The organism is Oleiphilus sp. HI0128, from assembly GCF_001635365.1.
In genome coordinates this window covers 1-454 of record NZ_LWGG01000662.1, presented here as the reverse complement: position 1 = coordinate 454, position 454 = coordinate 1, and the positions used below count along the sequence as shown (strand labels likewise).

At 46.5% G+C, this 454-nt stretch carries 2 protein-coding genes; both read right to left on the bottom strand.

Features of this window, described 5'->3' with window-relative positions; translation table 11 throughout:
* The coding region (locus tag A3763_RS26930) for a flagellar basal body protein (RefSeq protein ID WP_231872135.1) at window positions 1–81 on the bottom strand (81 nt) is incomplete at its 3' end.
* A gap of 1 nt (window position 82) precedes the next feature.
* Window positions 83–454, bottom strand: a 372-nt coding sequence (flgB, locus tag A3763_RS08275) for a flagellar basal body rod protein FlgB (RefSeq protein ID WP_068759977.1), incomplete at its 5' end; no start/stop codon positions are given.

The window sequence follows — 454 nt, the reverse complement described above, 5'->3', positions numbered from 1 at the left end:
ATTACTAGCAGTGGTATTCAAGCGAATAGATTGAGCAGCCATGCCGGATCCGGCAATATCAAAAATCTGACTAAGAGACATATTATTCACCCCGAATCGCATTGGTTAGTGACTTGAACTTGCCATTCAAAAACTGGAAGCTGGATTGGTATTGCAAGGTATTCTTCATAAACTCTGCCATTTCTTCTTGGGTATCAACGGTATTACCGTCAACAGATGGCTGGCTGGGCGTTCGATAAAGCAACTCATTGCTTCCGCTCGAGTTAGCATGAGGCAAGTGCTGTCCGTTCGTGGTCGCCATCTCGAGAGACTTTGCGCCTCCCTGGCTAGCCATTTCATTACCCAGGACCGCTTTGAAGTCTATATCTCTTGCCTTAAATCCGGGTGTATCTGCATTAGCCAAGTTATTAGCCAACACCTCAGCACGGTTAACACGTAACTCCAGCGCTTGTTC